Source organism: Burkholderia anthina, assembly GCF_902498995.1.
Classification (GTDB): domain Bacteria; phylum Pseudomonadota; class Gammaproteobacteria; order Burkholderiales; family Burkholderiaceae; genus Burkholderia; species Burkholderia anthina.
Genome location: NZ_CABVLY010000068.1, coordinates 1 through 569, shown reverse-complemented (window position 1 = coordinate 569; position 569 = coordinate 1). Strand labels below are relative to the sequence as shown.

Sequence of the window (569 nt, the reverse complement as noted above, 5' to 3'; positions counted from 1 at the left end):
CGATGATCGCTGCCGTCGATCTGGATCAGTTCGCCGAGGCAAGCCCGGCGCGCTCGCGGCTGATAAACCTTCGGCGGTCGTTGCCGGCGCGGAATCCACAGCCCGGCGTCCGTCATCAGCCTTCTGACCGTCTCCTTCGACAACTGCAGCCCGTGGCATTCCCACAGCTTCTCGCAGGCCAGCGTCGGCCCGAAATCGGCGTAGCGCTCACGAATCAGGCTCAAGGCACGATGCGCCAAATCCTCGGGCAGTTGATGGTTGCTCGCGTGACCACGACGCTGCGAAATCAGCCCGACCGGGCCAGCAGCGCGATACCGGGCGACCAGCCGTTCAATCTGCCGGCGACTGATCCCGAGCCGCTCCGCGGCTCGCCAAGGCATCAGATGCTGCTCGATCACGGCTTCCACGACCTTCAGACGGTCCAGCTCCCGCATGCTCATGGTGATCAGTCCAGGTTGGCCCACGATGCGCTCCGGCAGTTCAAACCGCCGCCAGCATGCGCCGAAACCCTCGAACTACGACATTTCAACTTTGCCCAGATACGACATTACAACTTTGCTCTTACAACG

General features: G+C 62.6%; 1 protein-coding gene. It reads right to left on the bottom strand.

What is annotated here, in order from left to right:
* The coding region (locus BME24068_RS34800; RefSeq protein WP_174928806.1) for a helix-turn-helix domain-containing protein at window positions 1–440 on the bottom strand (440 nt) is incomplete at its 3' end.
* Between the last annotated feature and the right edge of the window lie 129 nt (window positions 441–569).